Source organism: Streptomyces sp. NPDC059866, from assembly GCF_042731325.1.
Classification (GTDB): domain Bacteria; phylum Actinomycetota; class Actinomycetes; order Streptomycetales; family Streptomycetaceae; genus Streptomyces; species Streptomyces flavusporus.
In genome coordinates, this window is the sequence record NZ_JBHWJT010000103.1 from 1 (window position 1) to 5358 (window position 5358).

General features: G+C 67.7%; 8 protein-coding genes. 4 read left to right on the forward strand and 4 right to left on the reverse strand.

The annotated features are described in order from the left end of the window. The 4 genes from ACFV7R_RS46605 to ACFV7R_RS46620 form a co-directional block, all read right to left on the reverse strand. Positions 1-335, reverse strand: a 335-nt coding sequence (locus ACFV7R_RS46605) for a transposase (protein ID WP_385276767.1), incomplete at its 3' end; no start/stop codon positions are given. A 238-nt stretch (positions 336-573) separates the two neighbouring features. Further along, positions 574-1641: an IS110 family transposase gene (locus ACFV7R_RS46610; RefSeq protein ID WP_385276769.1), complete on the reverse strand. Its 1068-nt coding sequence runs from the start codon at positions 1639-1641 to the stop codon at positions 574-576. Between the two features lie 200 nt (positions 1642-1841). Beyond that, entirely contained in the window at positions 1842-2546 is a 705-nt protein-coding gene (locus tag ACFV7R_RS46615) for an IS3 family transposase (protein ID WP_385276772.1), read from the reverse strand. Beyond that, positions 2543-2854 (reverse strand): transposase, encoded by a 312-nt coding sequence (locus ACFV7R_RS46620; protein WP_385276775.1) that lies wholly within the window; start codon positions 2852-2854, stop codon positions 2543-2545. Before ACFV7R_RS46620 ends, ACFV7R_RS46615 begins: the two co-directional genes overlap by 4 nt. On the opposite strand from ACFV7R_RS46620, the gene ACFV7R_RS46625 reads away from it, so the two are divergent. The 4 genes from ACFV7R_RS46625 to ACFV7R_RS46640 all read left to right on the forward strand — a co-directional run bounded on the left by ACFV7R_RS46625 (position 2853) and on the right by ACFV7R_RS46640 (position 5104). Further along, the gene (locus tag ACFV7R_RS46625; protein WP_385276778.1) at positions 2853-3503 is read left to right on the forward strand and encodes a transposase; all 651 of its coding nucleotides are present in this window, start codon (positions 2853-2855) and stop codon (positions 3501-3503) included. The two genes, ACFV7R_RS46620 and ACFV7R_RS46625, sit on opposite strands and share 2 nt — an antisense overlap. Positions 3504-3609: 106 nt before the next feature. Beyond that, entirely contained in the window at positions 3610-4077 is a 468-nt protein-coding gene (locus ACFV7R_RS46630) for a hypothetical protein (RefSeq protein WP_385276781.1), read from the forward strand. A 362-nt stretch (positions 4078-4439) separates the two neighbouring features. Continuing rightward, on the forward strand, positions 4440-4748 hold the full coding sequence (locus tag ACFV7R_RS46635; RefSeq protein WP_385276784.1) for a transposase: 309 nt from the start codon (positions 4440-4442) through the stop codon (positions 4746-4748). Next, positions 4745-5104: an IS3 family transposase gene (locus ACFV7R_RS46640; protein WP_385276787.1), complete on the forward strand. Its 360-nt coding sequence runs from the start codon at positions 4745-4747 to the stop codon at positions 5102-5104. The genes ACFV7R_RS46635 and ACFV7R_RS46640 overlap by 4 nt, the downstream gene beginning before the upstream one ends. The last annotated feature ends 254 nt before the right edge of the window (positions 5105-5358 follow it).

A 5358-nucleotide genomic window follows, 5' to 3' on the forward strand; every position in this document is an offset into this window, starting at 1 on the left:
TTGTCGGTCTTCGGGCGCCCGGGAACGTTCTTCACGTCACGTGCGTTGACCAGCCAGCAGTCCAGGCCGCGGGCCTCCAGCAGGTAGAAGAACGGGCGCCAGTACGAGCCCGTCGCTTCCATGACCACCCGCTCGACGCCCTGGCAGATCAGCCGGTCACCGAGTTCGAGGATCGTGTTCGTAGTCGAGGCGACCGTCCAGACCTTCTGAACGCGACGGCCCTCGATGGTGTCGTGCGGGACGCGCAGGCAGACCATCCCGGACGCCTTCGCGATGTCGATCGCCGCGACCCTGGCGACAGTGCCGTCGTCGTGGTCTTCTCTCAACTCCTCCATGACGTACCCCCCTGTTGTGCTGGTGCAGGCAGGGGCTGCCCGGGAAGCCAAAGGGGTAACGGAGAAGCTGATCGGCGTGCTCAAGGCGACAGTGTGCGGCCCCCTCGGACGGCTCCCTCACCAGACTCCTATGCGGGCTCACAGCCCAAACATCAAGCGGCGTCGGCGGACAGCCCCTGCACCGATTTTCACGCCTGCGGGGCGTCACCGCAGGTGAACGGTCGACTCCTATAGTTCGTCAAGCCGCTGAGGCAGGTTCGGGGCGGGCTTTGACCATCTGATAGATCTCGCGGGCGAGATACCGCTTGAGGCAGCGGATGATCTCTTGCTTCGTCTTGCCTTCGGCGGTCCGCCGGGCGACGTAGTCGATGGTCGGCTGATGGAAGCGCATGCGGACGATCACGACCCGATAGAGGGCAGAGTTCAACTGCCGGTGGCCGCCGCGGTTGAGCCGGTGCCGGTCAGTCTTGCCGGACGAGGCCGGCACCGGGCAGACGCCCGCGAGCTTGGCGAACGCGGCCTGCGAACGGATGCGTTCGGGGTTGTCCCCGACCACGACCAGGACCTCGGCCGCGGTGTCCGCGCCGATGCCGAACGCGTCCACGAGCTCGGGGACCTGCCGACGAGTGAGCTCACCGAGCAGCTTGTCGTGGCCCTTGATCTCCTCGTCGAGGTCCAGCCAGCGGCGGGCCAGGGAGCGAAGGGAGCGCTTGGCCGAGGCCAGGATCGTGGTGAGTGAACCGGGCCGCAGCCCCGCGCACCGCTCTATGAGCGCCATCTTGGACAGGCCCTGGAGCTGTTCGCGCAGCTCGTCGGGGATGGTGACGATGAGAGCCTTGAGAGTGACCATGGCCTGGGTGCGGGACTTCACGGCCGTGTCCCGGGCGATCTTGGTGTGGCGGATCATCTCCACCGTGCCCTCGGCGCTCTTCGGGGTCGCGGTCGCGGTGCCGGCCAGGACCGCACGGGCGGCGTTCTCCGCGTCGATGGGATCGGACTTGCCGCGCTGGCGTCGCACCCTGCGGTCGGGCCGGTTGACCTCGACGACCTTCCGGCCCCGTCGGCGCAGCCAGGAGGCGAGACCGGCGCCGTAGGAACCGGTGCCCTCGACACCGAAGCCGAGGACCTGACCGAACTGGGCGGCCCAGGCGTCGAGTTGTTCGTATCCGCCCCGGTCGGCGGAGACGCTGGTGGTGCCCTGACTGCCGCCAACGACATCGACGACGACCGCGGTGTGGACGTACTTGTGGGTGTCGACTCCGACGACGACTTTCCCGATCGGCTCGGCCTGCAGGATGCTGGTCATGGCTGTCGGTTCCCCTCCCGGAAGCGGCGGTCAGCGCGAGACCGTCGGCCGGGCGGGAGGACAGGACTGTGACGAGCGCCTGGTGGAGCAGGCTCCTATTCGGTCACTGCCCGCGCGGCCGACGGCCCGCAACGAGCCCGCCGCCGGAGTGACCGACAGATCAACAGCAAGGACACCCGAAGGGTCAGTCATAACACCAGTCAGGCCGCCCCGGCGACGGTGACCTCATCCTCACAGTCATACGAGTCCGCGACGGAACCGACCGACGCGGAGGCACCGATGTCAGCGAGTCGGTCGGTGTACCGAATTGACACGTATTGCGAGCCGCGGTCGCTGTGGTGAATCAGGCCGGAGGCCGTCTTAATCCTCCGTCTCCACAAGGCCATCTCCAGGGCATCCAGCGGGAGTTCGGTCCGCATGTGGCTCGCTACCTGCCAGCCGACGATCATCCGCGAGTACACGTCCAGGACGAACGCGACATACACCCAGCCTGACCAGGTGCGGACATACGTCATGTCCGCCACCCAGAGCTGGTCCGGGCGCGAGGCCGTGAAATTGCGGTCGACCAGGTCCGGTGGGCGTGGCGCCGACGGCTCGGGCACCGTGGTGCGGCGCCGCTGCCCGCGGATGACGCCCTCGATACCCAGCTCCCGCATCAGCCGCTCGACCGTGCACCGGGCCACCTCGATCCCCTTGCGCCTGAGGGCGCGGGTGATCCGCCGGGCCCCATAGGTGGCCCCGGACTCGGCGTGGATCTCCTCGATCAGCGGCATGAGCTGCTCGTCACGGAGCCGGCGAGCGGACTTCGGCCGCTTCTTGCGGGCGAAATAGGTCGACGGCGACAACTCCAGCACCCGGCAGACGGGATCGACCCCGAGGCCACGTTCACGCAGGTGGTCGATCACTTGCTCGGCCTCGTCCGGGGACGGTCGATCTCCTGGGCAAAAAACACGCTGGCCGCTTTGAGGATCTCATTCGCCCGCTTCAACTCCGCGTTCTCTTTGCGGAGTTGCTTCAGCTCGTCACGTTCGGCGGTGGTCAGCCGGTCATCCCGCTCGCCGGTATCGGCCTCGGCCTGGCGGACCCAGCCGCGCAGGGCCTCGGGATGGATGCCGAGATCCCGCGCGACATGCGCAACGGGCCGGCCGGTGGCCCGGACCTCACGGATCGCGCGCTCGCGGAGCTCGTCCGGGTATTTACGGGGTGCTGCCATGGTGCTGGTGGATCTCCTTCGCCAGGATCGTAACCCTGGCATCAGGGACTCCACGAAACGGGGTGCAGCTCAAACTCCCCGGCCCAGTCGTCTGGACCCCTACAAGCCCTATCTGGAACGGAGGTTCGCCGCGGGATGCACGAACGTCACCCGCCTGCATCGCGAACTGATCGCTGATAACGCGCCCGTCACCTACCAGATGGTCCGCGCCTACATTGCCACCCTGCGCGCCGCACCGCCGCAGGCGCCACCCCCGCCGCCAACCGTGAGGCGGGTCACCGGCTGGCTCACCCGTCACCCCTCAACCCTGAGCGAAGACGAGCGCGCTGCGTTGAAGGACGTCCTGGCTCGCTGTCCTGAACTGGATATAGCGGCCGAACATGTCCGCGGCTTCGGCGAGATCCTGGCTCACCGGCTGGGTCCCATGCTCCCCGCGTGGATCGAGGCCGTCGATGCCAGCCAGCTGCCCGGCCTCACCAACTTTGCCCTCCACCTGCTCCGAGACCTCGACGCGGTGACCGCCGGCCTCACCCTGCACTGGAGCTCCGGTGGCACGGAAGGCGCCGTGAACCGCATCAAGAAGATCAAGAGGCAGCTCTACGGCCGTGCCGGATTCGAATTGCTCCGCAAGATGATCCTGCTCCAATAGCGTCGCGCCCAGGCTCTGCAGCCAACCCTGGTCACGTCAGCGAGTGTGGTGGGCTGAGAAGATCACCGCGAGGCCACAGCTTCCGTCGAGACCGCGAAGGACAGGGATGTCGGGGAGACTGCCCATAGACCGGGCCGAGGAGCGACTTCAACATGAGCTGAGCCGTGGACAGCAGCCCCTCGCCGAACTGGACTTGGACGAGGTGTGGCTCAGGTTCGTGCGCTTCGGCTCCCAACGCTTCGACACCGCGGACACGCCGGACGCTGATGGCCTTCTCTTCCAGTACGGGACTCACGCCTTCGAGGGACCGCCCGTCTTCACACTGGACCTGGCCCGGCAGTTCGAGATCAACGACGCTTCCGGCGAGCATGATCATTACATCCAGCTCCACTGCGAACTTCGGTACGAGCCCGTCCCCCAACTTCGGGCGCTGGGGCACTTCGAGTCCTGGTTCTTCCACGACACGGACGACGAACTCGACGCCTGGGCCGACGGCCTCGGCCGCCAGGAATTCTGGCCGATCGTCCGCAACTTCCACCCCCCAGAAATCCGGGTCTACCAAGAGCAGGTGTGATCACAGCTGCGAAGCAACCTGCCTTGTGACACTCCGCGACCGCTCCGCTGAGTAGGCCCGGAGCGCGGTGCCGGGATTGCTCCCGGTCCGTTTCTCCGGACCTCTCGCCGAACCCGCCGTGCGCCTCTCAACGCAACGGGCTCTCCACGGTCTCTGCCGTCAGACGGGGTTCGCAGGCTGCCATGGGTTGGGGATTGTGCTGGCCCGGTATCGGTAGCGGCTGACCGAGACCGATGCGATCCGGAACAGCTCGATCCCGTCCGCTGCAATGGGTCGCCACCGCCCTGTGGGGGTGAGGTTCCCCCGAGATGCGGCGGGTGGTGACAGAGGGTCAGATGGTTCTCATGAGAGGAGCTCTGACCATGGCTGCCCCGAGGAAATACCCGCTGGAGTTGCGTGAGCGTGCGGTGCGGATGTATCGCACGGCCGAGCCGAAGCCCGTGATCCGCCGCATGGCCGAGGACCTCGGTGTGCATCCCGAGGCCCTGCGCGGCTGGATCCGCCAGGCGGAGGCCGACGCCGGCGAGCGCGACGACCGGCTGACCACCGACGAACGCGCGGAGCTTGCGGCCCTGCGCAAGGAGAACGCGCAGCTCAAGCGGGCGAACGAGGTGCTGCGCACCGCCTCGGCTTTTTTCGCGGCGCAACTCGACCCGACCCGGCCCAGGTGACAGCGCTCGTTGACGAGCACCCGCACCTGGAGGTCGAGTGCGTCCTGCGGGAACTGCACATCGCCTCGTCCACTTATTACCGGTGGCGCCGGCGCGAGAAGGAGCCGTGCGAGCGACGCCGTCGCGACGCGGAGCTGACCGAGCAGATCCGGCAGATCCACCACGAGTCCGGCGGGATCTACGGCTCACCGCGCGTGCACGCCGTCCTCAAGCGCGAGGGCGTCGCGGTGGGCCGCAAGCGGGTCGAGCGGCTGATGCGCGAGGCCGAGCTGGCGGGCGTCAGCCCGCGCCGCAAGGGCTTCACTGAGGTTCCCCCGAGATGCGGCGGGAGGTCCGTCGTCGGCGCGTTCGGGTAAGCGATCGGCTCGCGCCAGGGGCATGGCCATCAGGGAAGGAGCAACCCGGCTTGCCGGTGCCCCACGGCTGCGTGAGCGTAGACGATCGGAGAGTGACGAGGAACGGGAGGCGGAATGGTCGGTGTGCTCCGGCAACTGGCGCGGCCCGTGTGGCAGGGGGCCGGGCGGCTGACCACGCCCTTGCTGCCTGACGACTTTCTGGCGGTCGTCGATCCCCTGTGGTCGGCCAGGTGGCCGGCGGGCCGGGTGGAGGT

Bases quoted from the DNA above. Each gene is read 5' to 3' on its own strand.
- ACFV7R_RS46610 (WP_385276769.1), bottom strand. From the start codon at position 1,641: ATGACCAGCATCCTGCAGGCCGAGCCGATCGGGAAAGTCGTCGTCGGA.
- ACFV7R_RS46625 (WP_385276778.1), top strand. From the start codon at position 2,853: ATGGTGCTGGTGGATCTCCTTCGCCAGGATCGTAACCCTGGCATCAGG.
- ACFV7R_RS46620 (WP_385276775.1), bottom strand. From the start codon at position 2,854: ATGGCAGCACCCCGTAAATACCCGGACGAGCTCCGCGAGCGCGCGATC.
- ACFV7R_RS46630 (WP_385276781.1), top strand. From the start codon at position 3,610: ATGTCGGGGAGACTGCCCATAGACCGGGCCGAGGAGCGACTTCAACAT.
- ACFV7R_RS46635 (WP_385276784.1), top strand. From the start codon at position 4,440: ATGGCTGCCCCGAGGAAATACCCGCTGGAGTTGCGTGAGCGTGCGGTG.